Consider the following 25,708-nt stretch of genomic DNA (forward strand, 5'->3'; position numbering starts at 1 on the left):
CTTTCAAAGTCGGTTGATCTTAATCGGAGCACAGATAAAAGCGTTTCATTCGCCGCCGAAACCGGTTCTCATCCTCAATCAACTGTCGATACAGGCCTTGACCGAGCAATTCTTCGAATCCAGGACCTTGATGTATGCTGCGGCGCTGATCACCTTCCTGATCGCGGTCGTACTGATTCTCTTGATCTTCCGGCTGGCGTTCGGCCGCAGGGTGCGGTTGCCGGGCGGAAGGACACGTCAGCAACGGCTCGGCCTTGTCGAAGCCTTCGACCTCGATCGCCAGCGCCAGCTGCTGATCGTCCGCCGCGACAATACCGAACATCTCATCATGGTCGGTGGCCCAAACGATCTGCTCATCGAAGCGGAAATCATCCGGATCGAAGGTCGCGCGCGTGAAAACGAGGCGAGAGAGCCTAGTTTACCGCTCCGCAACGGAATCCCCTGGCCGGCGAACTCCATGCCGCCTGGCGCGTCGCCATCCCCGGCCTTCGGGTCTCAAACTGGCGTCCCCATCCCGGGACAAAGCTGGAGCTCGGATCAATCCGTCGAGTTTCCCCTTGCAGGCGAACGGACCGTCGTGGTGACACCCGGCATCGAGCCCGCGCCGCCACCTCCCGAACCGGTTTATCGCGCCAGTCCGCCCCCTCCGGAATTTCCACCGGCCAGCGAACCGTCCATCCCGCAACCACAATTCGCCCAGGCTCCGCGGAGGGAACCCGGTGAGCGGCCGGTACCGCCGCCGCCACGCGTCACACCTGCACCTCCGACGATGCCCCCGCGCACGCCGACTTATCCGATGCCGCCCAAGCGGCCGCTGCCTCCCCTCGGCACGCTCGGAAACCGAGTCGTCGCGGCCCGCGACCAGGGACAGACAGCCTCCGGCCAGCCGGTCAGCCCCGCAGCGGCTTTTCCAAGAGCGCCGATCACCACGCCGGTTCTGAGACCCCTGCCCTCCCGGCTGGCGACAGCCGAGCAGAAGGCAGGCGGACCGTCGGCACCACCCTCTGCGGCCCCCCTTTCCACACCGGAAACAACAGCACCGACGACCACGACGGAGGCGCAAGCGCCACAATCTTCCCCCTCCCCGGCAGAAAACATTCCGTCGCCGCTGGCCGTCCAGGAACCACAAGAGACGCCTCGGATCGTCTCTCAGGAGCCCGCTCCAATGCCAGAGGAGAAACCGGCACCGGCAGAAAAACCGGCCGACATCACGGATTCGCTGGAAGAAGAAATGGCCAAGCTCCTGGGTCGCAGCCCGTCGGAGTCTTGAAACAACCTTCGCTGATTTTTGGCGGCATAATCCTGATACTCTTTCAGAACCATCCGAAAGAGTATCAGGCTGGCGGCATATTGTTGAGCGCCAGCAATTCTCCAGCGAGATAAAGGCTGCCGCAAATCAGGATACGCGGCGCGACACGCCAGTCGCGCACCGCTAGGAAGCGAAGCGCCGCTTCGACACTTTCGCAGGCCGCAGCCTGTATTCCCACCTGCTGAGCCGCCGAAGCAATCTCCGCCGCGGGGCGCGCCTTGCGTTCACTATGGACCGGGACCGCCAGAACTTCCTGCGCCAACCCTTTGAAGGGATGTAAGAAGCCCTCAATATCCTTGCTCGCAAGCGAACCGCAGATCAGCACGAGGGGCCGCGATGTCTTTTCTTCGAAATCGGCCATAGCCTGACCAAGGACTCTTCCCCCATCGGCATTATGGCCACCGTCAAGCCAGAGTTCCGCCCCCTCCGGCGCCAACTGGATCACGGGGCCCTTCGCAATATTCTGAAGACGCGCCGGCCATTCGGCATGGGCTATTCCATGTTGATAGGCGGAATAGGGCAAGGCGAGCTCAAGCGAGCGCAAGGTGGCGATCGCCGTGGCGGCGTTTTCATGCTGATGACGGCCGGCAAGACGTGGCAGGGGTAGGTCGAGCAGCCCGCGCTCGTCCTCAAAGATCAGATGGCCATGTTCTTCCCGAACGTCATAATCCCGGCCGGATTGCATCAAAGGGGCGGACAAACGCGCCGCTTCTCTCTCAAAAACCTTAAGCACCTGCGGCTGTTGCGGCCCAACGACCGCCGTCACCCTGGCTTTCAGAATACCCGCCTTCTCAAAGGCGATTTTTTCGAGCGTCTCGCCGAGAAACTCCTGATGGTCCAGAGAAACCGAGGTCAGAACGGTTCTCAAAGGGTCAGGAACGACATTCGTCGCATCGAAACGGCCCCCTAGGCCGACTTCGAGCAAAAGATAATCCGCCGGATTTTGTGAGAAAAGATGGAAGGCTACTGCCGTCGTGGCCTCGAAAAAGGTGATCGGCTCCTCGCCATTCACCTTTTCACAGAAGCGCAACGCCTCCACCAACGCTTCATCATCAACGAGACGACCACCAGTCGCCGAGCCGAGCCGGATCCGTTCGTTGAATCGCACAAGATGTGGCGACGTGTAGACATGGACGCTTTTGCCGGCCGCCTCGAGAATCGCACGCAAAAAGGCGACGGTGGACCCTTTGCCATTTGTGCCCGCGACATGAATGACGGGGGGCAAATGCTTTTGCGGCGAGCCCATGGCAGCAAGCAGACGGTGCATGCGGCCAAGCGAAAGTTCGATCTGCTGGGGATGCAACGAAAACAATCGTGCCAGCAGCGCATCTAAATTCTGCATGGAATGCGGTTCAGGCAATCGCCGGAAGAGCAAGCACCGGACTGGGACGCGGCGCTCCGGTCAGCAGGGCACACAGGCGCGCTAGCACCGAGGGAAGATCATGGCGCCGTACGACCATATCGACCATGCCATGAGCCTGAAGATATTCGGCACGCTGGAAGCCTTCCGGCAAATGTTCGTGGATCGTCTGTTCGATCACGCGCGCGCCGGCGAAACCAATGACGGCTCCCGGCTCGGCGATGTGAATATCGCCCAGCATGGCATAGGAGGCCGTCACCCCGCCGGTCGTCGGATGGGTCAAAACGACGAGATAGGGGATCTTCGCCTCGCGCAAAGCCTGTACCATCAGAGTCGTGCGTGGCATCTGCATGAGAGAGAACATGCCCTCCTGCATCCGGGCGCCGCCAGAGGCCGTGAAAATGATGAAAGGCACCTGGCGATCGAGCGCCTGCTGCATGCCGGTAATGATCGCCTCACCTGCTGCCATACCCAGGGAGCCACCAAGGAAACCGAAATCCTGCACGGCCGCGACCACGTCGAAACCTTGCAATTTGCCGGTCGCAAGCTTGATCGTATCGGCGGCTCCGGTCTTCTGCCGATATTCCTTGATGCGGTCGGTATAACGTTTAACGTCCCGGAACTTCAGCGGATCGAGCGGGACCTCGGGCGTTGGAAGCAATTCGTAGACACCACCATCGAACAGGGCATCGAGACGCGCCTTGGGCGCGATATACATGTGATAACCCGACCCCGGGATGACGAAGAGATTGGCTTCCAGATCCTTGTGAAAGACCAGTTCACCGCTGTCCGGGCATTTGATCCAGAGATTTTCCGGCGTGTCCCGCCGCAGAAACGAGCGGATTCTCGGCGGCATGACATTGGAAATCCAGTTCATTCGTCACACTCTCGGCTAAACCGCCTAAGACTTTATGGATTTGTCACGCGAGCGCAAGCCGCACTTTGAGCGGATCGCAAAGATCATGGGCAGCAGGCATGACCGCCACACTCTTTCTGAACGCACGTCTGGCTTATGCAATTCGTTCGGGTACAAGGATTTCATGCCGATGCGGCAATGGCGGTTCTCACACCCTCGGCAAGTTCCTCTACGAACTTTTCAACAACTGTGACGCTGTCAGGTCCAGCCCTTCCCTCGGTATCGAGCGATTTGCGCAAGGTTTCGACGATGGAAGAGCCGACGACCACGGCATCGGCATGACGAGCAATCGTCCTCGCGCTCTCTGCATTCTTGACGCCGAAACCGACGGCGACCGGCAGGTTCGTATGAGCCTTGATGGCTGCGACAGCGTCCGCGACTTTGCCATAATCAGGCACGCCCGCACCGGTAATGCCGGTGATCGACACATAGTAGAGAAAACCCGATGTATTGGTGAGCACGGCAGGCAATCGCGCATCATCCGTCGTCGGCGTGGCAAGACGAATAAAATTCAAACCCGCCGTCCGCGCCGGAAGGCATAATTCCTGATCCTCCTCCGGCGGCAAATCAACGACAATCAATCCATCCACCCCTGCCGCCTTTGCCGCCACCAGAAAGGCCTCGACGCCGAAAACATAGATCGGATTGTAATAACCCATCAGAATGATGGGTGTCGTCTCGTCGGATTTGCGAAAGGAGGTAATCATTTCCAATGTCTTGCGCAGGGTCGTGCCGGCGTTGAGCGCGCGCAGACCCGCTGCCTGAATGGCTGGGCCATCCGCCATCGGATCGGTGAAAGGCATGCCGACTTCAAGGATATCCGCGCCTGCGCGGACCAGAGCGTGCAGAATCTCGAGCGATGTCGCGAGATCGGGGTCGCCCGCCATCACGAAGGTCACGAGTCCGGCTCGGCCCTCCCCGGACAATTCCTTGAACCGACGATCGATGCGTGTCGCTATTTCCATGAAATCAATCTTGCAAAGTTTGTCGCCCAAGAGGGGCGCGAAGCAGCGGGTTCATCCGCAAGGCGGTCTTCGCCTCACCGATACGACCAAAAACGATGCAAGGGAATAGGTTGAGCGTAAAATGCACCAAGGGCAGCGAGGCCAGCATCATCGTTCAAGGGGAGTTCTCTGGCTCCTCGGCAGACCTGCCCAGCGTCAGGCCTTTTTCGCGTGATATTCTCGCCAGAGCCAGAATATCCGACGCCGTTTGAGCGAGCGCCTGAGCCATTTCCGGACAGCACATACGCATGGCAAGACGGGAAAGATGATCGATATCGGCGGCAAGATAAAACATTTCGAGCAGTTGTTCGTCTTGCGACATGACCCGATTCTCAGGAAAGTCGTCCTCGACAATGGGCATGGCAAACCTCAAATTCCATAAAGCAACATCAATGAAAGTATTTAAAACAAAGGTAAGCGGGAATTTACCTTATAAAATGCCACCATTACGTTAAATATGCGTAATATATGTTGTTGTTTTTGTAATATAACACGAATTTTTCTGCATAATATATGTGGCGATAATTTTTATGTTGTCTAATTTAAAATGAAGACTTGTAATATTTTCTGGTAAAATAATTTTTATATTCACATTTCTATGAAAGCGCCAGCCATCGTCGATTCAGTCGAAGCACTTTGGCGTTGAAAATCGTTCAACTTGCCGCACTTCCAAGTTCAGTGGCTAAAAGCGTCCGCGCGGTACAGCCGCCTCACCGGCTTCCTTCCCTCTCATGTAGATCATAAATAGAGTTTCAACATATTTGAGTACGTCAAAACAAAAACAACATCTTACTGCGATTCAATACTGAAGTGACAATACATATAGCATCAATAACAATGATCTTTCGAAGGAATATTGTGATGCATCGCTACGAACAAAACCGATGATCAACAGAAAAACCGGCAGAGCAATCGCTACAGGCTTTCCCGATAGAGATTTCACCGCTTATCGGTCCCGGGGCCAGGACCGCCGGTTTGCCACCACATTGGGCCGAACAGGCAGGATGATCAAAGAGAATTTCCCATGCCCGGAGTGACATCGTCAATCTGGGCAGCATCTCCGGAGTCAAAATACGGAGTAGACAACACTCTAATGGGAACGTCTTGAGTGTATGGTGCCGCAAGAGGGATTCGAACCCCCGACCCCCTCATTACGAATGAGATGCTCTACCAGCTGAGCTATTGCGGCGAAAACCAAGGGCGTCATGCGTCCTAAGCCATCTCTTACCGATCTTGGGTCGGCTTGGCAACTGACGGCACATCAAAACCCATCTTTTCCGCTTCCAATTCACCGGGCTCAGTGCGTGCCGTCGTGATCAGGAACAGGAGGTGCCGAAACGGGAGGCGGTTGCGTGGCACCAAGGGCCTGTCCGATCTTTGGCGGCTCCGGCAGGATTGGCTGCGCTGGGCTCTCTGCCCCCACTTCTTCAAGTTCAGGTTTTTCGGCGTTCAGAAGCGGCACTGATTCTTCCAGTTTCTCCGCTCCATCCAAAGTCACGGCCAATCTTTCAGCAGGGCGCTGCCAGCGGAAAGCGTCCAATTGACCGGTGACAGGAGAAGCCGGAAGCCATTTCGGCGAAACATAACCATCGGTCGCCACCCACGTCTCGTCACGAGGGGCACGCGCCGCCTTGGAAAGCCATTCCCGCACATAGCCCGAAAAACCATTCTCCGCTTCTTCGAGCTCAGCCATCAATTGGCACATTCTGACAGAAGGGGTGGTTTCCCTGGCTAAAAGCAGGCGCATGGTCTCCCGCGCGAGCGAAAACTGTTTCGCAGCAATGGCCGCTCCGGCCACGATCAATTGGCTTTCGGCCGATTCGGGCGCGAGCCGTGCGAGCCTCTGCGCGCGGTGAAGCCGGTCCAAAGTCGAATCACCCGGGCGTAAATCAAGATAGGCTAGGGCGATGTCGGGATGTTGGATCTGCGGCCATTCCTTTTCAATCAGCTTTGCGGCCCGCCTCACATCGTTTCGACGCCCCCACAAACGGGCCACGAGAACAATCGCCGGTACGAGATCCGGTGCGTGTTGCACTGCCTGGCGGCCAAGATAGAGGGCTTCGTCCGGCGCGGAGAGTTCTTTTTCCTCCGCCATGGCGAGTTCCAGGACCGCTTTTTGCCGCTGACCGGTCTTTTCATCGACCAATTGGGCGTCGATCTGCTTGCCGAGGATGGCGTAGGCCCCTTCCCAATCCTTCGAGCGGATATGTTCGTCGAGCACTGCCTTGGCCGACCATGGCAGGGGATGTTCTTTATGGGCCTCGCTGGCGAAATGATAAGCAGCCTCGCTGTCGTCATTCCGCAAGGCGTCCGCGTGAAGGCCGCGAAGCCCCAGAAGCCGGGTTTCAGGCCGTTTCTCCATCAGCTGGAAAGCCTGTTGCGCGCGGGACCGGTCACCGGCCAATTGCGCCGCCTGCGCCTCGAGAACGAGCGAGAGCGGATCTTTCGGCAAATATTTCCGCGCTTCGACAGCCGATTGACTGGCGAGCCGCGCGTCACCGGCGCCTGCGGCGACGATGCCACGTGACAGAGCCTCATACCCCTTGCGTTTGCGGCGTGCCTCTCGCCACCGCGCGAAGGTCGCTGGCAAATTGACGATGGACACCAAGAACCAGAGGAGAAGGGCGAGGGCAAGGGCGCCCGCACCAATCAGCCCCGCTGCGACCGGCGCCGATGTTTCGATCTGATATCCCTGCCAGGTCAATAGAAAACGGCCAGGCTGGTCGCCAACCCATACGGCGGCTACCGCCAAAAGCCCGATCACAAGCAGAAAAAGGAGGACACGCAGCATGCCGTTTCCATTCGATCAGCCTTTTGGCCATGACGGCTCAGAAAGCGATTGCGGTAAAGCGAGTCAGGACGTTTCGCGAAAAAGCGGATGATCTTCCCTTACGACCATGGTCTGAAGCATTTGCAATGGGAGGGAACGCCATGCGATAGAAATATCGAGACTTCCTTCTCCCGCAGACAGTTCGTCATCATCCGAACTGCTCCAAAACCCCATCAATATTTCTGCCGGCCAAGCGTCGAAACCGCTTCCGCTTCAACCGCGCGCGCCTCACGCAAGGCATCGATCCGCGTCTGTAATGCCGCGGTGAAGGTGGATGCCTTTACGCGTGCGTCCGGCGGCAAATCGTTCAACAGCGTCATCGCCTCGTCCACCTCGCCTCGGGCCAGCGCAATTGTCACCGCCGCGACAATATTGCCAGATTCTTTCGAATCCTTGCCGTCGAGCCGTGTGACGCGCACGAGTTGCGACGCATCCCGTTCCAGCCTTTCGAGAAATCCTTCATCGGATTTGGCTGGTGGTGACGTCACCACCAGCCCCTTCGACAAGGCGGCGAATTCATCGCGCAAAGCGCGCGGTGTCGCGACACCGGTATTCGCCGCCGCGCGGAGCGCGTTCAACCGTCCCTTGTCGACGCCAAGTGTTTCGAGCGCATCGAGATCCTCATTGTAGGAAAGCCCGCCGCGACGGATTTTCTCGACGAGAGCGCTTGCCAGAATCGCCGTAGTTTCCAACCGATTACGCCGATTGTCCGCCGCGTCCGACTGGGTATCTCGCAGGAATCGGATATCGATCTTGGCCTGTGCCAGCGTCTTTTGCAGGGTCCCGATCTGCTGCTCCAGCAGATTCAAGCGTTCATCATAGGCTTGGGGATCATGCGCCTGCAGGGCGGCCGTCATTTCCTGCTGCCCCTTCTGCATCTCCTCGCGAAGTCCGGTCACGGTCTCTTCGATGGTGCCGACCCGTTGGTCGATGGCCTCGATCTGCTGGTGGTTCGCCGCGATTGCGTTTGATTGATCGGCAGATGTCTCGGCAGCGGCTTCAGATTGCGGCGATGTCGGCGAGGTACCGGCAGCGCGCTGCGCTTCCTGCATCTGGTTCAAGGCTCGCGTATGACCCTCAAGAGTATTCTCTACCGCGGCAAACCGCTCCTCAAGCGACGAAAGATCATGCCGGGTCGTTTCCCCTGCGTGCTCCGCACCATGCTGTAGCTCCGCAAGCCGAGCCTTCACGCCCTGCAGATCCTTACTGATTTCGACCGACACGCTATTAGGCTGTTCGAATGTGATCAGAGCCCATTCACCAAGGAGCGCGATACCGGCGCCGCCCAAGATCGCAAAAAAAACCGGCCATAAAGAGCGGTGGGTCCTTTTCTTGCTTTGCAACTCAGGGTCTTCGAAAGGCGGCAGGGTTTTGTTTTCAGGCTTGCCGTTCGCTTCCTCCGCCTGCGCGTCGATTATGGGTGGGGTCCGTTGCAACGCACGGCCCGTCCCGGACGCGGACGGCTTATCCTCGACGCCATCGCCATTCTCATCGGCCATACCCGCACCCTCTCATGAACCATCATTCAGCCAAGCCGCGACAGATCCTGGAAAAAACACGCGTCTTTCCAAGAATGTCGCGCATGATATCGGAATTTGCGACTCTGTAATGTCACGATTTGGCGTGTCGATCCCCGTTTGCGAAATTGCAGCGGAGAAGCCTCGCGGTAAAAAGCGGCACGATTCACAATCCGCCATCTGTTCAAGCAAAGCGTACTTTTCTTGTAGGGGCTTCGGTTGAAAAGGTGCCCCCTGCTTTTCGGCAGAGTCATAGGCGACAGGGCTCCAGCGCTCCGAAGTTGATCGCCGGTTTGTGAGGAGTCTGGGAAAGCGTCGGAACCGAGCGGCTTCTTACGCTAGCGCCGCAATCGCTTCCGCGATCTTAATCGTCCGGCGCGCCATTTCGGCATGCAACCGCTCCACCATCCGCCCCTCCACCTGCAGGACTCCTTTCTCGGCATTTTCCGGCGCGGAGAAAGCCGAAAGGACCTTGTTCGCCCACAGGACTTCCTCGGCGGGGGGAGCGAAAACCTCGTTGCACGCAGCAATCTGGCTTGGATGAATCAGCGATTTGCCGTCCATGCCGAGGTCGCGTCCCTGGATGCATTCCTGCCGGAACCCCTCGGCATCCGAGAAATTATTATAAACGCCGTCGATGATTTCCACGCCATAGGCGCGTGCCGCGACGACGCAGGTCGAAAGCCAGGTCATGATGGATGCCCGCCCCGGCGTCAGCCGCGCCCGGGTTTCCTTCACGATGTCATTCGTGCCCATGACGATGACACGGAGGCGCGAAGCGGGATCAAGAGCCGCGCGCAGGATGGAATCCGCGTTCAGCATCGCGAGTGGCGTTTCCATCATTACCCAAAGCGCCGTGTGATCGGGAGCGCCCGCCTCGCGCATGTCCTTGGCGGCGTGCATAATATCGCCTGGACAGGTCACTTTGGGGATCAGAATAGCGTCTGGCCCAGCGGCGGCGGCGGCAAACATATCGTCGCGTCCCCAGGGCGTATTGTAATCATTGATCCGAACGATGGTTTCCCGCACACCAAAAAGGCGCAGCGCGACAGCCCTCGTGACAGCATCGCGCGCGGCGGGCTTTGCATCAGGCGCAACGGCATCTTCAAGATCGAAAATGAGACCATCCGCGGTCAGCTTTTGAGCTTTTTCGAGAGCGCGGCCATTGTCGCCGGGAACGTAAAGCAAGCTCCGGCGGGGGCGAATCGACATGAAGAACCTCCGATCGTCACCCGTCATTTTATTGCAATGCACTAATGAAACAAGGGTATCCTCGACCAAACGGCAATATTCACGCCATTGGCATGAAGTAGCAGCCATGATACTTTGAGCGCCATGACAGAAAACATACCTCCCCTTCCCGCAGAGCCTGGCCGCACGCTGCTGCCGCCCCATTTGGTCTCCGGCTACGAGAGTTTTCTGACCGGCCGATTCAAGAGCGAACGGGACCATTATCGCCATCTGGCCGAAGCCGGCCAGAAGCCCCGTGTCATGATCATCGGCTGTTGCGACTCACGGGTCTCGCCAGAGGTCATTTTCGATGTCGATCACGGCGAAATCTTCGTCGTGCGTAATGTCGCGGCACTTGTTCCGCCTTATCGCCCCGACAATGATCTGCATGGCACCTCGGCAGCCCTCGAATTCGGTATCATGGGTCTGCGCATCGAACATCTTGTCGTTATGGGCCACGCGCGTTGTGGCGGTATCAAGAATTTCGCTCAAGTGGATGCCGACCCCTATCAACGGCCGCTTTCCTCGGGCGACTTCATCGGCAAATGGATGAGCCTGATCGAACCCGCGGCAGCGCGAATCGGTCACGCGCGGGAGCCCATGGCCAATTACGTCGAGGAGCTCGCTCTCGCCTCCATTGTCCAGAGCGTCGCCAATCTGCGGACTTTCCCCTGGATCAAGACCCTTGAAGAACGCGGCTTCGTGAAATTGCACGGCGCTTATTTCGATATTTCGAATGCCGTGCTTCAGATCCTTGACCCGGCGACGGATCGCTTCGTCCCGCTGTCCCCCCAAGTTCATGCGGAAGCCTTCGAAGAACCGCGCTTCTGATACCAAAATCACGCAGCGGACGGCGATTTCCTTCTTCTGAAGATGGAGAAAGCCAAGTCGCAGTCACAAACATCACCTTAAACGATTGGAGCCGTCCGGAAATATCCGGACGGCTCCAATCGTTTTAACATGCGAATGATGAGCAAGATGACGCGGCTCGCTCCTGTCCTCAAGCGGCCTTGCGCTTCGGCTCGATCAGCTTCCGATTGATAAGGACTTCGGCGATCTGAACCGCATTGAGCGCCGCCCCCTTACGCAAATTATCGGAGACGCACCAGAACACGAGCCCGTTTTCAACCGTGGGATCTTCCCTGATGCGGGAGATATAGGTGGCATCCTCGCCCGCCGCCTCATGCGGGGTCATGTAGCCGCCCTTTTCCCGCTTGTCGACGACGAGACAGCCCGGCGCCTCACGTAGAATGTCACGCGCTTCATCCGCGCTGATCGGATGTTCGAATTCGACATTCACCGCTTCCGAATGGCTGATGAAGACCGGCACACGGACACAGGTCGCCGTGAGCTTGATCTTCGGATCGAGAATCTTCTTGGTCTCGACCACCATCTTCCATTCTTCCTTGGTGTAGCCATCTTCCATGAAGACATCGATTTCCGGAATCACATTGAAAGCGATCCGTTTCGGAAATTTCTTGCTCTCCACGGGATCCGATACAAAGATGGCCCGCGTCTGCGCGAAAAGCTCATCCATCGCGTCCTTGCCAGCGCCGGAAACCGATTGATAGGTCGAAACCACCACACGCAGGATTTTCGCCTTATCGTGCAAGGGCTTCAATGCAACGACCAATTGCGCCGTCGAACAATTCGGATTGGCGATGATATTCTTGCGGGAGAAACCGACGATCGCGTCGGCATTCACCTCGGGAACGATGAGAGGAACGTCGGGATCCATCCGCCAGGTCGACGAATTGTCGATGACGACGCAGCCCTGGGCGCCGATTTTCGGAGACCATTCCTTTGAAACTGCTCCACCGGCGGACATGAGGCAGATATCCGTTCCGGTGAAATCGTAATTCTCGAGCGTTTTGCATTTCAACGTTTTGTCGCCGAAAGAGACTTCCGTTCCCATGGAACGGGAAGAGGCCAGAGCGACCACCTCATCAGCCGGGAATTGACGCTCGGCTAGAATATCGAGCATTTCCCGCCCGACATTGCCCGTAGCGCCGACGACAGCAACCTTGAAACCCATCCTTGTCTCCGTCGCAAACGCGATCCATTTTGAGAAAGTTCATTCGATCCGGCGGCCTTACGCGCTGAAAGGCCTGCTTCGGAATCATTCCATAAGCGTCTTGGCGCCCCACCGCGGATATCGTCCCTGAAGGGTCTCGACCAAGCGGTTTTTTCAATACCACAAGATATTCCGATTTTGCCAAGAATCGACACTTGCGAAGAATCGACGTTTGGCGAAAATCGAAAATACCCTACGAGAGAAGGGCTGGACATTATCGCTCGCCTGACAATCGCGCGCCCAACGGAACCACATCAGGCCAAGCGCGCCAGCCGATTCGTCCTCAAGAGACACAACGCATCGAATCTGCAATTGGCATCCGATCCCGACACGCAATTCTTTGCGAACGAGGCCAGCCGGCTCCGCGAAAGCGAGAGCCTATTTTGCTGCGTTTCAGCACCAAAGCCTGGAACCGCTCTGCCCGCTCGCGACTTTTCAGAGTGACGATCACGCTTCCAACGTGAGCTCGAGCCGAATTTCGGCGGACGCCCGAGGCTCCCGGCTCAAGGCACCACTCCGCCGCTCTGATTACACCAGGGTGGGCGTGGCACACTATTGATGTTTCCCGGACCATACCAAGCATAAAAGCCACAAATCGCAAGAATATGAAGGGATCTTGGCTCAAGCTTGAGCAAAAGTCTTTTCCCATGCCTGCAAGAGGATTAGTGAGAAGGAGGCGCTTCGATCGCGGCTCATCCCATGCCTCCTTCGGAAAGGGCACCGCCAAACCTGGCAAGCAAAAGGAATTGTTCAGATGCGTCGCTCATTCAGGCTTGTTCTCGCAGGAACCCTGCTCCTTTTTGCCATCGATGGTGCCTCCGCCGAGACGACAACGCATAAACACGCCAAACACACGCGGCGCTACAACACCGTCCAAATGGCACGAGAAGCCAATGAGCGGCCGCCGCTGACGGTCAACCGCCGCAGCTTTCTCGATCCCGGACCGGTGGTTCCTGTCGGCAGCCTGAACAATTATGTGACCGCGAATACCATCTTCAACCGGACACCGGACCAGTCGTTTCAGCGGTCGCGCTTCGGCAATGAGAATTTGCCGGCCCCGCTCGAAGTCCCCGGCCGTGATGCTTATGTCCTGCGTTTTGCCTCACCGGCGGAAATCGGCGAAGCGCCGACGATCGACGAGCCGAACGGTTGGGATTGGGACTGGGATAAAGAAGATAAAGAATAAGCGGCGCGTTCTAAAAGAACCGCCGCCTCTATCCCTCGACATTCATCGCAATCCTGATGGGACTTACCATCAGGATTTTTTTTTGCATCAACCGGCGACGCCGGTCCCGGCTTAAAAGTCCATTTCCCAAGTCACCTGAAAGGTTCTCGGATTGCCGACCCAGGCGGTATTGGGCTGCGTCGTGCCGTTGATATTGCCGACGTTGATCGAGCTCCAATAATAGGTATCGGTAATATTTGCCACCTGGAACCGCAGGGTTGAATTATAGCCGTTGAGCTTCGTGGAATAGCGCAACCCGAGATCAAGCGTCGCATAGGATGCGGCCCAGGAATTATTGGTGTTGGTTGCCGCCCGCTCGCTTTCATAATGCGCGTTTGCAGTAAAGGCGACGCCATGCGCCCAATCCGGATGGTAATCGAGAAAGACATTGGACGTCCAATGCGGAATGCCGATCACCAGCTTGTCCGAGGTCGTATAGGACGATGTCCCTTCAAGGCGCGGATCGAGCCAGGTGAAACCGCCAACGGCGCTGAGTTCCGGCGTGATCGCTCCCGATCCGAAGAATTCTATGCCCCAGTTACGCTGTTCGCCCTCGACCTGAAACACTCGCGACGTGGGGTCTGTATAGGCGAGAGGCCGTGTGATCCGGAATCCGTCGAGGGTCAAAAGGAAATTCTTGTTCACGGCATATTTCGCGCCGAGCTCATATTGCTGGCTGCGGTAAGGTGCCAGCGTCTCACCGGAATTGATGGCGTCCGAGGTCGCCGTATCACCTTGCTGAAGACTTTCGGCATAAGTGAAATAGGTCGTCCAATCCTCTGCCGGCTTATACATGACGCTCACCGTGGGGCTGAGCACCGCACTCCGCCTGTCGCTTGAAGTCTCCTGACCCGTCTTGCTGAAATTATCGGTTGTCATCCAGGTGGTGCTGACCACACCCTGTACTGACCATTGATCGTTGAAATGAATCGTATCTCCGGTAATCAAGGATTGCTGGAAGACGCGGCTCTGCAGATAACGACCGCCGGTCGGCCCGACGGCTTGCTGTTCAAACAGGAGCGGATTGGCGATGCTCGCCGATCCGAGCTGGGTCGTGATGCTATTTTTATTGCCATATTGGCCATTGATGTAACCATTGGTGCCGATCGTCAGATCGTGCTTGATGCCCCAAGTGTCGAAGTGACCATTGAGGTAGACCATATTGCTGCCGACATCGAAACGGGACACCGCGCTGAACCCCCTCGATGTCTTGTAATTGCCAATATCGTTTGTCAGCGAATTGGTGACACCGTAAAGACCGCGATCGGCAACCTGATAGAGGCCGCCTGCGACGAGATCCCAATCCTTATTGATACGATGCCGGATCTTGATATCACCGGAATCCGTGGTGAGATTGGTGCCCATATTCGGCTGACCGTAGCCGACTTTCGTCGGATCGACAGCCGCCGGCAGGATCGTGCTGTTGCCACTGCCATAAGTGAAGGCACCCGGATAACCATAGGCCTTGACGTTGTAGTGATAGGCATCGAGTTCGACGGTCGTATCCTCGTCGAAATGAATGTCAATGCCGCCACTGTAGAGCGTCCGGGCGGTGAAACTATTCGCCACATAGCCTTGGCCCTGACCATGCAGCATGTTCAACCGGTAACCGATCATATTGTTGGGACCGGCCCGGCCGCTGACATCGGCATAACCCGTCATGATACCGAGGCTGTCATAGCTGACGAGTGCGCGGGCCATCGGCGTATCGGTCGGCCGTTTCAACGTATAGCTGAATGTGCCAGACGGCGCCGCCGGGCCATAGAGAGATCCTGCGAGGCCGTTCAGCACCTGCACATTATCGAGGATTTCCACGGGAACGGCAGTGGTGCCGATAATATTCAAACCGTCGAGACGCGTATTCTGGACGATGGATCCCTGAAAGCCGCGCGACTGCGGCCGCGTCACCTCCGTACCCTGCTGCATCTGGATATGCACGGAGGGAAGATAGCTCAGAACCTGATTGAGAGAGCGCGCCTGCGTGTTGACGATCATATCCTGCGTCACGGTGGTGACGGACATGGGAACGTCCAGCGCATTCTTCTTGCCCAAAGGACCAAGATCCACGGATTTCGTCTCGTAACGCGCACCCGATGCATAAGCACCATCCGTGCGGCTCGTCACATCAACTTCCTGTAGCTGGATCGGTGTGCTGTCTGCCTGCTGCGCCGAGGCCGAGCCGGACAGAAAACATGCGGCAGCCACGAATTCAAAATGAAGCCTGGATATGGCCTTCAGTGACAACCTGCGCCTGTTCGAACGGCCGCAGGAAACAATCTGTGCCCCACCTGATACAGCCCTTCGAGCAAACGGCAGACAAATGATATCGTTCATTCTGCTATTCCCCGTGTAATATGGGAAGAAAGCAGGTTCGAATGCTCGAAATCAATCAAAGATTTTTCACGATTTTATGAGCCGGCGCATGCGCCACCCAAGTGCACGTGACGATATCGCTAACGAAATGTATTCAAAAGCATTCTCCCATCATGCAACGCGAGATAAAATTCTTTTTAGAGTATCTCCTGCTTCCTCCATTTCAACGCCATCATAAAAAAACGGCCGCTCGCGCGGCCGTTCGTCAGAGTGCCCACATGATCATGCGCGATCACGTGCTTGATTTCATCCGGCCTGAAGCTCTTTAAGGATAGCGTTACCCATCTGTGTCGTCGAAAGCGGCGTCACCGTGCTGTTGCCCTTGATATCGCCGGTGCGCAAGCCCTTGTCGAGTGTCGCGGCAATAGCGTGGTCGATACGATCAGCAAGAGCGCCGAGATCAAAGGAATAACGCAGGGCCATGCCGAATGAAGCGATCATGGCGATGGGATTGGCTATGCCCTTGCCGGCAATATCCGGCGCCGATCCGTGCACCGGCTCGTAAAGCGCTTTTCTCTTGCCGGTCTGCGCATCATAAGCGCCTAGCGACGCCGAGGGGAGCATGCCGAGCGAACCCGTCAGCATAGAGGCGACATCCGACAAAAGATCGCCGAACAGATTATCGGTGACGATCACATCGAATTGTTTCGGCGCGCGAACCAACTGCATGCCGAGGGCATCGGCGAGCTGATGTTCGAGCATGACGTCGGGAAATTCCTGATCGTGCAGACGGGTGATGATCTGGTTCCAGAGCACGCCCGACTTCATGACATTGCGCTTTTCCGACGAGGTCACCTTGTTGCGCCGCTTGCGCGCGAGCTCGAAGGCGATGCGGCCGATACGCTCGATCTCATAGGTGTCATAGACCTGCGTATCGATCGCACGCTGCTGGCCATTACCGAGATCGATGATCTGCTTCGGCTCGCCGAAATAGACACCGCCCGTCAATTCGCGCACGATCATCAGATCGAGCCCATCGACGAGATCACGTTTCAGCGAGGACGCATCGGCGAGCGCAGGATAGCAGACCGCCGGACGCAGATTGGCGAACAGCTTGAGATCCTTGCGCAAGCGCAGAAGACCCGCCTCCGGCCGGACCTCATAGGGCACATGATCCCATTTCGGGCCACCGACAGCCGCCAGCAGCACAGCATCCGCGGCATCCGCCCGGGCCATGTCGGCATCGCTGATGGCCACGCCATGAGCATCATAAGCGGCACCGCCGACAAGACCTTTTTCGATCTCGAAAGAAGCGCTGCCTTCCTTGGTGAAGAAATTGGCGATCTTCTCGACCTCGGCCATGACCTCCGGGCCGATGCCATCACCAGGCAGGACGAAGAGCTTATATCCCATGCATTTTATCCTTGATGCGGCCTCTAGCTGAAACTTCAACCTGTTAAAAAACAGGAGCGGCCGCCTTGGTCAAGGCAACCGCTCCCTGATAGTCCCGTATTGAAAATTGCTCGCAAGCGATGCCGGCTGACAATGATCCCAGCCGGCAAAATCTCTCGTCAGGCAACGGCGAGCTGACGCAGCACGTAAGGCAGAATGCCACCGTTGTTGAAATATTCGAGTTCGTCGAGCGTGGCGATGCGGCAGAGCAGCGGAATGGTCTTGACCGTCCCGTCGCAATATTTGATCTGCGCTTCCATTTTCTGACGCGGCTTCAGCTCGGCGCCGAGCCCCGGAATGGTGACTTCCTCATTGCCCTTGAGCTGCAACTTGCCCCAGCTCAATCCGTCCTCGAAGGTGAGCGGCAGAACACCCATGCCGACCAGGTTCGAACGGTGGATACGCTCGAAGGATTCGGCGATGACCGCACGCACGCCAAGCAGCTTCGTGCCCTTGGCCGCCCAGTCGCGCGACGAGCCATTGCCATATTCGGCACCGGCGAAGATCACCAGCGGCACGCCTTCGGCCTCATATTTCACCGCCGCATCGTAGATCGACATTTCCTCGCCGTCGGGCCAATGCTTGGTGAAGCCGCCTTCCGGAACGCTGCCGTCTTCCTTCTGCAGGATGTAGTTCTTGATGCGGATATTGGCGAAAGTACCACGCATCATGACTTCATGATTGCCGCGCCGGGTGCCGTACTGATTGAAATCAGCCTGGGCAACCTGGTGCTCCTGCAAATATTTGCCGGCCGGTGAGGTCAGCTTGATCGAACCTGCGGGAGAAATGTGGTCGGTGGTGATCTTGTCGCCGAAAAGCGCCAGGATCCGGGCGTTCTCGATCGGCCTGACCGGATCGGGCTCCTTCTTCATGCCGACGAAATAGGGCGGGTTCTGCACATAGGTCGAGCCCATGTCCCACTTATAGGTCTCGCCGGAAGGCGCCTTCACCTTCTGCCAGTGATTGTCACCCTTGAAGACGTCGGCATATTTTTCCTTGAAGACCTTCTTCGTCACATATTTATCGACGAAGGACTCGATTTCCTTATCGTCCGGCCAGATATCGCGCAGGAAAACCGGCTTGCCCTTCTTGTCGTGACCGACCGGATCGACGTCGAAATTCTTCGTCACGGTACCGGCCAGCGCATGGGCGACAACGAGTGGCGGCGAAGCCAGATAATTGGCCTGCACATCGGGGCTCACGCGGCCTTCGAAGTTACGGTTACCGGACAGAACGGCGGCGGCAATGATGCCGTTTTCATTGATGGTCTTGGAGATTTCCGGCATCAGCGGACCGGAATTTCCGATGCAGGTCGTGCAGCCGAAACCAACGAGATTGAAGCCGACCTTGTCGAGATATTTCTGCAGGCCGGATTCATCGAGATATTCCGCGACGACCTGGCTGCCGGGCGCGAGCGAGGTCTTGACCCACGGCTTGACGGACAAGCCCTTTTCGACCGCGTTGCGGGCGAGAAGGCCGGCGCCGATCAGCACATCCGGGTTCGACGTATTGGTGCAGGAGGTGATCGCGGCAATCACGACATCGCCGTGGCCGAGGTCGAAATTCTTTTCCTGAACCTGGAAACGTTCCTCGGGCTTTTCACCCTTCTTATATTCACTCGCCAGGGCAGTCTTGAAGCCGGCACCGACGGCATCGAGGTCGATACGGCCTTCAGGCCGCTTCGGGCCGGCCATCGACGGGACGACCGTCTCGAGATTGAGTTCGATGATGTCGGTAAAGACCGGGTCCGGCGTCTCTTCCGAATGGAACATGCCCTGGGCCTTGGCATATTCCTCGACGAGATCGACGCGGCCGGAGCTGCGCGCGGAGGTCGTCAGATAGCGGATGGTTTCCTTGTCGATCGGGAAGAAGCCGCAGGTCGCGCCATATTCCGGCGCCATATTGGCGATGGTCGCGCGGTCGGCAAGCGTCAGGCTGTGGAGGCCGGGGCCGAAGAATTCCACGAATTTGCCGACCACACCCAGCTTGCGCAGCATCTGGGTAACGGTCAGCACGAGATCGGTAGCGGTGACGCCGAGCGGCAAGCATTTGCCGGTCAGCTTGAAGCCGATGACTTCCGGCAGCAGCATGGACAGGGGCTGGCCGAGCATGCAGGCTTCGGCCTCGATGCCGCCGACGCCCCAACCGAGCACCGAAAGACCATTGACCATGGTCGTGTGAGAATCGGTACCGACGAGAGAGTCGGGATAGGCAAGTTCAATGCTCTCCGACTTGCCCTTGGCGTTTTGCACCTTCTCCTTCTTGGTCCAGACGGTCTGGGCCAGATATTCAAGGTTGACCTGGTGGCAAATGCCAGTGCCCGGCGGCACGACACGGAAATTATCGAAAGCGTCCTGACCCCATTTCAGGAAGCGGTAGCGCTCGCCGTTGCGGCTATATTCAAGATCGACATTGGTCTTGAACGCCTTGTTGTTGCCGTAGGCGTCCACGATGACCGAATGGTCGATGACGAGATCAACCGGAACCAGAGGATTGATCTTCTGCGGATTACCGCCGAGCTGCGTCATGGCATCGCGCATGGCCGCGAGATCGACGACTGCCGGAACGCCGGTGAAATCCTGCATCAGCACGCGCGTCGGACGGAAGGCGATCTCGCGTTCGGTCTTGCCCTTGTTGACGAGCCATTCGGCAACCGACTTGATATCTTCTTTGGTGACGCTGCGATCATCCTCGAAGCGCAACAGATTTTCGAGCAGCACCTTCATCGAGAAGGGCAATTTGGAAATACCGTCGAGACCGTTCTTCTCCGCCGCCTTCAACGAAAAATAATGATAGGTCTTGTTTCCGACGGTAAGTTCTTTGAGGGATTTGAAACTATCGAGAGAAGCCATCCGCAATGTCCCGGAACGAGTCGAGGGGGAAAGTTTGGAGGGCTTATAGATATTTTTGATATGAAGGGCCATAGGATGATATCCCCTCAAAACTCTTTCGTTCGGCTAGTGTGGATATCTTAAATGCGCCTCGAGGCCCATAATCTGCGTGTCGAACGCGGTGGCCGTACTGTTTTTCAGGATCTTTCCTTCACGCTTGATTCGGGCGAAAGCCTGATCGTGATGGGACACAATGGCGCAGGCAAATCGACACTCCTGCGTACACTCGCCGGATTGGTTCCGCTGACGCAGGGGCAATTGAACGTGACGCCATCGACAGAGATGACCTTGGCCGAGCAGTTACATTATGTCGGTCATGCGGATGCCCTGAAACCGACGCTGACGCCGGTCGAAAATCTGAGCTTCTGGGCAGCGATGTTACAATCGGACCGCCCCGGCCTCGCTCCCCGGGCCGCGCTCGACGCTCTCGACATTGCCCATCTTGGCGATCTGCCATCCTCTTATCTCTCCGCAGGGCAAAGACGCAGGCTCTCTCTAGCTCGGCTGCTCGTCGCAACACGCCCGGTCTGGCTGCTCGACGAGCCGACGACTGCGCTGGATCGCGGCAGTCAGGAGGTTCTTTTTAACCTGATGCGACAGCATGTCGAAGCCGGTGGATCGATCATTGCGGCGACGCATGCGCCGCTCGATCTTTCCGGCAAAAGTCTCACGCTCGGCACGGCGGAAAGCGCAATCGCATGAATGCCAAGTTGGAGACGGATGCGCATAGGACAAGCTTGCGTCCGGTGACAGCCCTGTTTCGCCGCGAACTCGCCATCGGGCGCCGTATCGGTGGCGGAGCAAGCTTCGGGATCCTGTTTTTCCTCAGTCTCGTCGTTCTCATTCCTTTCGCGATCGGTCCCGATCTCGCGCTACTCTCGCGCATCGCACCCGCGATTTTATGGATCGCCGCCTTGCTCGCGAGCCTGCTTGGCCTCGACCGGCTGTTTCAGGCTGATCAGGAAGACGGTTCTCTTGATCTCCTGCGCACGAGCCGGATGCCACTCGAACTCATCATCCTCGTCAAATGCGCGGCCCATTGGCTTTTATCCGGTTTACCGCTGGTGGTGGCGGCACCGGTGTTCGGCCTGATGCTGGCACTCCCCGGCTCGCAGATAGCGCCGCTGGTGTTTTCCCTGCTCGTCGGAACGCCAGCCCTGACCTTCATCGGAGCCATCGGGGCGGCGCTGACGGTCAGCCTGCGGCGCGGCGGCCTTCTCCTGTCCATTCTTATTCTGCCACTGTGCATTCCCGTGCTGATCTTCGGTGTGGCCGCGGCCGCCAATGATCCCATGGTCGGTTTCAAGACACCGTTTCTCATTCTTTGCGGCCTCAGTCTCATCGCTTTCGTCGGAGCGCCGATCGCCGCCGCCGCCGCGCTGCGCCAGAGTCTCGACTGAATAATTCTTATAAGACGATTGATTATCGGACAGATCTTACACCTCAGCCCTGACCTGCGGGTTGAAAGCAATGAGCTCAGGGCGGCATCCACCAACCCGCTTTACTCAAAGGATAAGAACATTGTGAAAGACGTTGAATTGCGAGGCATTCCGTTTCAAGCCGAAAAGGCTCAAGAGCATCCTCAATCGCATCAACATGCTCCCCTTCCGAAATGCCCGGGGCGGTAAGACACGATGAATCGACAATTCTCCGGCGCCACCACCTCCTGGCTCACCCGCAATACGGTTCTTTTAGCCCTGACGAGTCTTTTCGGCGATGTGGCGACGGAAATGCTCTATCCGATATTGCCTGTATTCCTGACGCAGACGTTGCATGCGAGCGGCAGTATCATCGGTCTCATCGACGGCATCGCTCTGGCAACACAAAATATCGTCCAGGGTTTTTCCGGCTGGCTGTCAGATCGTCTGCAGCAGCGCAAATCGATTGCGCTCGTCGGCTATTTCCTCGCTGCGATCGCCAAACCCATGATGGGTCTCGCCCCCGCCTGGCCTTATGTCTTCGCCGCCCGAAGTCTCGACCGGTTAGGCTCGGGTCTGCGTTCCGCGCCACGCGACGCATTGATTGCGGCCTCGGTTACGGAAGAAAACCGCGGCAAGGCCTTTGGGCTCGAAGGCATAGGCGACAATCTCGGCGCCTTTTTCGGGCCAATGCTGACGATTGTGCTCCTGATGGAGCTGAAGCTCGATCTGCGCACGATTTTCGGCATCGCATTCATTCCCGGCCTTCTGGCTTTCATCATGATGCTGCTCATTCGGGAGAGCTCATCTCCGGCGACAGTCGAGGCCAAGGACGTAGTGAAGAGCCGGATTGCTGTCGATCCTAGGCAATTTCCCCGCTCCTATTGGACCTATCTCCTGGTAACGGCCCTGTTTGGCCTCGGCAATTCGAGCAATGCCTTTCTGATCCTGCAAACCCAGGAGGCCGGAGCCTCGCTCAGAACCACCATTCTGATTTATGCAGGCTATAATCTCGCCGCGGCGTTGATTTCCTATCCTGCAGGATATCTTTCCGACCATTGGGGCCGCAGAAACCTCCTGTTTCTTTGTTTTCTTGTTTTCTTTGCCGTCTATCTTGGCTTCGGCTTCACTCATAATATCGTATTGCTCAGCTTCCTGTTCGTTTTCCACGGCCTTTATCAGGGCATATTCCGCTCAGTCGGCAAGGCCTTCGCGTCGGATTTCGCACCCGCGCGTCTTCGGGCGAGTGCTATCGGCTGGTACAGTACGACAGTCGGTTTACTGCAGCTTTGCGCCAGCCTCGTCGCCGGCCAGCTCTGGGATCATATCAACCATGCGGCCGTCTTCTTCTATGGCGCCTTCTTCGCGGCGATGGGCTCGGCAGCCCTCATCATCCTGATCCCTGCGAAGAAGCCGAAATAAGCTCAAAGATACCGCGACCTGGACCGCATGCTTTCGGACGGCTCCGAAACATTCTAGAATTGCGAGATCGTGCGCAATCAGAAGGCCGGACCATGGCTGACAACGAAGGGCTGGCACTTCCCAAGACTTCACCCGATGGTAAAGCCCGCTGCCATTGGCCGGGCATCGATCCGCTCTACCTCGCCTATCACGACGAGGAATGGGGCGTGCCGGAACATGACGATCGTGCTCTCTTCGAGAAACTCATCCTCGATGGTTTTCAGGCAGGACTTTCCTGGATCACGATCCTGCGGCGCCGCGAAGGATTTCGCGCGGCTTTCGATCATTTCAATCCGGAATTGATTGCATCCTACGACGCGGCAAAGGTGGAAAGCTTGCTGCAGGATGCACGTATCATCCGCCATCGCGGGAAAATCGAGGGCGCGGTCAGATCCGCGCAAGCCTGGGCCGCACTTCAGGAAAGGCAGGGATTTTCCGCCTATCTCTGGGATTTCTTCGACGGACGGCCAATCCAGAACCATTATCGCACGCCGGCCGAAATCCCGGCTCAGACCGAACTTTCAGCAAGGATAGCGAAAGACCTCAAGAAGAAGGGCTTCACCTTCTGCGGTCCGACGATCGTCTATGCCTTTTGCCAGGCGACGGGCATGGTCAACGACCACCTCGTCACCTGCTGGCGGCACGCCGAATGCGCGAAGCTCTCGGCGTGAGCAGATCGGTTCTATTCCGCCGCCTCAGCGAGTGGCTCGGCATATTCCGGGGCGAGATCAAGGCCACGGAACACCGAACAGCGGATGAAGACATCGGAGGTCGGCGCGACATTCTTGTGACTGCAGAATTTCGCCGTAAGCTTCGCAAGACCCTTAATGTCGCGGCCCGTGGCATTCGGGAACATATGAACGAGTTCATCCTGCAGCTTCTCCTCGACGGGAAGCTGGAACTGCTCGGTCATGACGCCCCAGATACGCCGGCGCGCATCGGCTGTCGGCGGATGGAACTTGATCATGGCGATGCAACGGGAGACGATCGCCTCGTCGATGTCATCGACCCGGTTCGTTGTCATGAACAACAAGCCATTGAAATATTCGAGCACGCGCAGAAACACGCCGACGACGGCATTATTGGCGATATTGTCGTCACGCTTCTTGATATAGACATCCGCCTCGTCGATTAGCATCACGGCGCCCCAGCGCTGGGCACGCGTCAGCACATCCTTCAGCGCCTGTTCCATCTGCGCGACATTGAGGCCGAGCTGGCCGGAATGAACACGATAGAGAGGACGCCTGATGATTTCCGAATAGACTTCGGCCGTCAGCGTCTTGCCCACGCCGGGCGGTCCGGCGCAGAGCACGGTGGTGCCACCCGACTTGCCAGCCACGATATCATCCATGAGGACGTCCATCTCGGCCGTCAGAATATCGATGAGATCGGTCTGCTCCTGCGGCAGGACCAGCTTTTCCTTGAGGTTCGGCTTATATTCGTAAGGATCCATGTCTTCGACATGCACCCAGATGTAATGGTGCAGTTCCAGATGGAACATGAGAATATAGGCGTGCACCGGCAATTGCGTGAAGAGACCTTTCGGAATCTCCTTCTGTGATTCCTCGACCTCATCCTCGGCGTTGTATTTGTCGCTCTTGGCCGCTTTCTTGAGATATTGGCCGAGAATATCGCCGGTCGCATCCATGGTCAGGCTGCGCGAGGTGAGAATACCCTCATCATTGACGAGCCGCGCATCGCCGCCACCGGAGGAAAGGACGATGATATCCTTGCGCGTCCAGTCCGTATCACGATGCGTCGAATTCGGATCCTCGGCATAGAAACCGGTGCCACGGGCCGAGAATTGTGCGCCATATTGAGCGCGCCATTCGAAATATTTTTCGACCGTACGGTCATATTCTGTAATGAGTTCCGGCGTTTCCTTGAGAAAACCTTTGAGCGCGAAGATTTCCGCGACAGTTTTGCCGCCAATGTCTGTGGAGGCGATCCGCAGCACCTGCGTCGTCACCGAACCTTTGACATTGGCCTTGAGCTCCAGGAAAATCTTGCCGGCGGCATCGTCGGCGGGCGGCGTGTAATCAAGCCGCGTCACGACATAGGGCAGCGGCCGGTTGGTGACATTGGCCGTGAATAGCCAGCCGCGAATGCCATCGACGGCAAGATAGCGCGCAATTGCCGGAACGACATTTTCCAGATCTTCCGGCTTGAAACGCTCGCCCTCGAAGGCCAGCGCTTTCTGCAAGGTCGAAAGATGCGCTGCCTTAGTAGCATAGGCATCGCCTGCCGTTTCATAGATGCCGCGCAGATAATCGAGTTCCACCAGCGACAATTGATGAAACGGGACTTCCACTCTGTTGCCGAAACGAAGCTGATCCTTCAAATGCCCCAGATTTGGAAATTCGCCGATCATCTGTTCGATGTGCGGCCGCTCGATATGAAGATTCATCGTTTCCGCTCTCCGTCCGCGAGATTGTCCTCAAACGGCGCACGGATGCGCCGACCACATCCACGCCCCTGAAATTCTCGCAGCGACGCCGAGGATTTCGGTATCAATCCCCGACACGTCCCGCTGTCCAAATCAGATGCCGCTCGAAACCCGCCCAACGCCGGGCGGGCGCGCAAAGCGCAATCTCCCTCTCCGCCCGCAGGCAGCCACCAAGGTGAAAGCAAGACTCATGCCCTGCCAACCGCACTTGCATCGCTCCTGAAACCACAGCCAAGCCCGTGCGGGGGCATGCCGCAAGAAC

19 protein-coding genes and 1 tRNA gene are annotated in these 25,708 nt (G+C 57.3%); 7 read left to right on the forward strand and 13 right to left on the reverse strand.

The annotated features are described in order from the left end of the window. Nucleotides 1-97: 97 nt before the first annotated feature. Nucleotides 98-1,270, forward strand: a complete 1,173-nt coding sequence (locus tag DL88_RS14600) for a hypothetical protein (RefSeq protein ID WP_156971125.1) — start codon at nucleotides 98-100, stop codon at nucleotides 1,268-1,270. A 64-nt stretch (nucleotides 1,271-1,334) separates the two neighbouring features. On the opposite strand, the gene DL88_RS14605 is transcribed toward DL88_RS14600, so the two are convergent. From DL88_RS14605 to DL88_RS14640, 8 genes are all read right to left on the reverse strand, one after another. After that, the gene (locus tag DL88_RS14605; RefSeq protein ID WP_034997515.1) at nucleotides 1,335-2,651 is read right to left on the reverse strand and encodes a bifunctional folylpolyglutamate synthase/dihydrofolate synthase; all 1,317 of its coding nucleotides are present in this window, start codon (nucleotides 2,649-2,651) and stop codon (nucleotides 1,335-1,337) included. Nucleotides 2,652-2,661: 10 nt separating this feature from the next. Continuing rightward, the gene (gene accD / locus DL88_RS14610) at nucleotides 2,662-3,546 is read right to left on the reverse strand and encodes an acetyl-CoA carboxylase, carboxyltransferase subunit beta (RefSeq protein ID WP_034997517.1); all 885 of its coding nucleotides are present in this window, start codon (nucleotides 3,544-3,546) and stop codon (nucleotides 2,662-2,664) included. 161 nt (nucleotides 3,547-3,707) lie between these two features. Further along, nucleotides 3,708-4,544, reverse strand: coding sequence for a tryptophan synthase subunit alpha (trpA, locus tag DL88_RS14615; RefSeq protein ID WP_034997633.1), 837 nt, complete (start codon nucleotides 4,542-4,544; stop codon nucleotides 3,708-3,710). A gap of 160 nt (nucleotides 4,545-4,704) precedes the next feature. Beyond that, nucleotides 4,705-4,911 (reverse strand): hypothetical protein, encoded by a 207-nt coding sequence (locus DL88_RS14620; RefSeq protein WP_156971126.1) that lies wholly within the window; start codon nucleotides 4,909-4,911, stop codon nucleotides 4,705-4,707. A 791-nt stretch (nucleotides 4,912-5,702) separates the two neighbouring features. After that, nucleotides 5,703-5,778, reverse strand: a tRNA-Thr gene (locus tag DL88_RS14625). A 108-nt stretch (nucleotides 5,779-5,886) separates the two neighbouring features. Continuing rightward, nucleotides 5,887-7,380 carry a heme biosynthesis protein HemY gene (locus DL88_RS14630; protein ID WP_034997523.1) on the reverse strand — a complete coding sequence of 498 codons (1,494 nt, stop codon included), beginning with the start codon at nucleotides 7,378-7,380 and terminating at the stop codon, nucleotides 5,887-5,889. A 212-nt stretch (nucleotides 7,381-7,592) separates the two neighbouring features. Next, a complete protein-coding gene (locus DL88_RS14635; protein ID WP_034997527.1) occupies nucleotides 7,593-8,918 on the reverse strand; it encodes a COG4223 family protein in 1,326 nt (441 codons plus the stop codon). A gap of 351 nt (nucleotides 8,919-9,269) precedes the next feature. Next, complete coding sequence (locus DL88_RS14640; RefSeq protein ID WP_034997636.1) at nucleotides 9,270-10,148, reverse strand: HpcH/HpaI aldolase/citrate lyase family protein; 879 nt, start codon at nucleotides 10,146-10,148, stop codon at nucleotides 9,270-9,272. Between the two features lie 123 nt (nucleotides 10,149-10,271). Here DL88_RS14640 and DL88_RS14645 point away from each other — a divergent pair, with 123 nt between their 5' ends. Further along, nucleotides 10,272-10,997, forward strand: coding sequence for a carbonic anhydrase (locus DL88_RS14645; protein ID WP_051956008.1), 726 nt, complete (start codon nucleotides 10,272-10,274; stop codon nucleotides 10,995-10,997). A gap of 169 nt (nucleotides 10,998-11,166) precedes the next feature. Here DL88_RS14645 and DL88_RS14650 read toward each other — a convergent pair whose 3' ends face one another. Further along, nucleotides 11,167-12,201 (reverse strand): aspartate-semialdehyde dehydrogenase, encoded by a 1,035-nt coding sequence (locus DL88_RS14650; protein ID WP_034997530.1) that lies wholly within the window; start codon nucleotides 12,199-12,201, stop codon nucleotides 11,167-11,169. Nucleotides 12,202-12,994: 793 nt separating this feature from the next. Between DL88_RS14650 and DL88_RS14655 the strand changes: the two genes are divergently transcribed. Beyond that, nucleotides 12,995-13,426: a hypothetical protein gene (locus DL88_RS14655; RefSeq protein ID WP_034997539.1), complete on the forward strand. Its 432-nt coding sequence runs from the start codon at nucleotides 12,995-12,997 to the stop codon at nucleotides 13,424-13,426. A gap of 111 nt (nucleotides 13,427-13,537) precedes the next feature. On the opposite strand, the gene DL88_RS14660 is transcribed toward DL88_RS14655, so the two are convergent. The 3 genes from DL88_RS14660 to acnA all read right to left on the reverse strand — a co-directional run bounded on the left by DL88_RS14660 (nucleotide 13,538) and on the right by acnA (nucleotide 20,082). Continuing rightward, on the reverse strand, nucleotides 13,538-15,670 hold the full coding sequence (locus DL88_RS14660; RefSeq protein ID WP_169741589.1) for a TonB-dependent receptor: 2,133 nt from the start codon (nucleotides 15,668-15,670) through the stop codon (nucleotides 13,538-13,540). A 414-nt stretch (nucleotides 15,671-16,084) separates the two neighbouring features. Further along, entirely contained in the window at nucleotides 16,085-17,191 is a 1,107-nt protein-coding gene (gene leuB, locus DL88_RS14665) for a 3-isopropylmalate dehydrogenase (RefSeq protein WP_034997541.1), read from the reverse strand. A 158-nt stretch (nucleotides 17,192-17,349) separates the two neighbouring features. Next, entirely contained in the window at nucleotides 17,350-20,082 is a 2,733-nt protein-coding gene (acnA, locus tag DL88_RS14670) for an aconitate hydratase AcnA (RefSeq protein ID WP_034997645.1), read from the reverse strand. Nucleotides 20,083-20,205: 123 nt separating this feature from the next. On the opposite strand from acnA, the gene ccmA reads away from it, so the two are divergent. The 4 genes from ccmA to DL88_RS14690 all read left to right on the forward strand — a co-directional run bounded on the left by ccmA (nucleotide 20,206) and on the right by DL88_RS14690 (nucleotide 23,671). Next, entirely contained in the window at nucleotides 20,206-20,823 is a 618-nt protein-coding gene (gene ccmA, locus DL88_RS14675; protein ID WP_034997543.1) for a heme ABC exporter ATP-binding protein CcmA, read from the forward strand. Further along, the gene (gene ccmB / locus DL88_RS14680) at nucleotides 20,820-21,521 is read left to right on the forward strand and encodes a heme exporter protein CcmB (RefSeq protein ID WP_051956010.1); all 702 of its coding nucleotides are present in this window, start codon (nucleotides 20,820-20,822) and stop codon (nucleotides 21,519-21,521) included. The genes ccmA and ccmB overlap by 4 nt, the downstream gene beginning before the upstream one ends. A gap of 234 nt (nucleotides 21,522-21,755) precedes the next feature. Beyond that, the gene (locus DL88_RS14685) at nucleotides 21,756-22,961 is read left to right on the forward strand and encodes an MFS transporter (RefSeq protein ID WP_034997545.1); all 1,206 of its coding nucleotides are present in this window, start codon (nucleotides 21,756-21,758) and stop codon (nucleotides 22,959-22,961) included. Nucleotides 22,962-23,053: 92 nt separating this feature from the next. Continuing rightward, nucleotides 23,054-23,671, forward strand: coding sequence for a DNA-3-methyladenine glycosylase I (locus tag DL88_RS14690; RefSeq protein ID WP_034997547.1), 618 nt, complete (start codon nucleotides 23,054-23,056; stop codon nucleotides 23,669-23,671). 11 nt (nucleotides 23,672-23,682) lie between these two features. Here the strand turns inward: DL88_RS14690 and DL88_RS14695 are convergent, their stop codons facing one another. Then, nucleotides 23,683-25,407 carry an ATP-binding protein gene (locus tag DL88_RS14695; RefSeq protein ID WP_034997549.1) on the reverse strand — a complete coding sequence of 575 codons (1,725 nt, stop codon included), beginning with the start codon at nucleotides 25,405-25,407 and terminating at the stop codon, nucleotides 23,683-23,685. Nucleotides 25,408-25,708 lie beyond the last annotated feature (301 nt).

The organism is Beijerinckia mobilis, assembly GCF_000745425.1.
Taxonomy (GTDB): Bacteria; Pseudomonadota; Alphaproteobacteria; order Rhizobiales; family Beijerinckiaceae; genus Beijerinckia; species Beijerinckia mobilis.

Excerpts from the sequence above, each read along its gene's own strand:
- DL88_RS14630 (WP_034997523.1), bottom strand. The coding sequence starts at position 7,380 with ATGCTGCGTGTCCTCCTTTTTCTGCTTGTGATCGGGCTTTTGGCGGTA.
- acnA (WP_034997645.1), bottom strand. The coding sequence starts at position 20,082 with ATGGCTTCTCTCGATAGTTTCAAATCCCTCAAAGAACTTACCGTCGGA.
- leuB (WP_034997541.1), bottom strand. The coding sequence starts at position 17,191 with ATGGGATATAAGCTCTTCGTCCTGCCTGGTGATGGCATCGGCCCGGAG.
- DL88_RS14605 (WP_034997515.1), bottom strand. The coding sequence starts at position 2,651 with ATGCAGAATTTAGATGCGCTGCTGGCACGATTGTTTTCGTTGCATCCC.
- DL88_RS14650 (WP_034997530.1), bottom strand. The coding sequence starts at position 12,201 with ATGGGTTTCAAGGTTGCTGTCGTCGGCGCTACGGGCAATGTCGGGCGG.
- DL88_RS14635 (WP_034997527.1), bottom strand. The coding sequence starts at position 8,918 with ATGGCCGATGAGAATGGCGATGGCGTCGAGGATAAGCCGTCCGCGTCC.
- accD (WP_034997517.1), bottom strand. The coding sequence starts at position 3,546 with ATGAACTGGATTTCCAATGTCATGCCGCCGAGAATCCGCTCGTTTCTG.
- ccmA (WP_034997543.1), top strand. The coding sequence starts at position 20,206 with ATGCGCCTCGAGGCCCATAATCTGCGTGTCGAACGCGGTGGCCGTACT.
- DL88_RS14645 (WP_051956008.1), top strand. The coding sequence starts at position 10,272 with ATGACAGAAAACATACCTCCCCTTCCCGCAGAGCCTGGCCGCACGCTG.
- ccmB (WP_051956010.1), top strand. The coding sequence starts at position 20,820 with ATGAATGCCAAGTTGGAGACGGATGCGCATAGGACAAGCTTGCGTCCG.
- DL88_RS14690 (WP_034997547.1), top strand. The coding sequence starts at position 23,054 with ATGGCTGACAACGAAGGGCTGGCACTTCCCAAGACTTCACCCGATGGT.
- DL88_RS14620 (WP_156971126.1), bottom strand. The coding sequence starts at position 4,911 with ATGTCGCAAGACGAACAACTGCTCGAAATGTTTTATCTTGCCGCCGAT.
- DL88_RS14685 (WP_034997545.1), top strand. The coding sequence starts at position 21,756 with ATGAATCGACAATTCTCCGGCGCCACCACCTCCTGGCTCACCCGCAAT.
- DL88_RS14640 (WP_034997636.1), bottom strand. The coding sequence starts at position 10,148 with ATGTCGATTCGCCCCCGCCGGAGCTTGCTTTACGTTCCCGGCGACAAT.
- DL88_RS14655 (WP_034997539.1), top strand. The coding sequence starts at position 12,995 with ATGCGTCGCTCATTCAGGCTTGTTCTCGCAGGAACCCTGCTCCTTTTT.
- DL88_RS14695 (WP_034997549.1), bottom strand. The coding sequence starts at position 25,407 with ATGAATCTTCATATCGAGCGGCCGCACATCGAACAGATGATCGGCGAA.